Below are 366 nucleotides of genomic sequence, written 5' to 3' on the forward strand. Positions count from 1 at the left end.
TGCTCAGCATTATACGTTCTACAGTTCGCCAACACGCAACGAATATTGACATCGACTATATTGCATTGATTTGCATGATTGTTTTAATCGTACTCGTCATGTTGATTTTGCTATGTTTGGAGCTCGTAGAATATCGCATTCCGTATCGCGACATTATGCATGTTGAAGGTGACCAGACACATTCTTTTGTAGCTTGGAAGTTAAATCCTGCGGGAAGTATTTCAATCATGATTAGTTTGTCTGTATTTATTCTATTTAATAGTTTGCTTAATTTAATCTTACATTTCGCGATTGATCGAAATAAGCAACTACATATTTTGGAGCTAGGGCATCCTGTTGGCGTGACATTTTATATCATGCTACAAG

At 36.6% G+C, this 366-nt stretch carries 1 pseudogene; it reads left to right on the plus strand.

Annotated elements, in window-relative coordinates:
- Positions 1–366 (plus strand): annotated as a pseudogene (locus SH09_RS14060) (accessory Sec system protein translocase subunit SecY2); the annotation flags it as partial.

This window comes from Staphylococcus gallinarum (assembly GCF_000875895.1).
In the GTDB taxonomy this organism is placed as follows: Bacteria; Bacillota; Bacilli; order Staphylococcales; family Staphylococcaceae; genus Staphylococcus; species Staphylococcus gallinarum.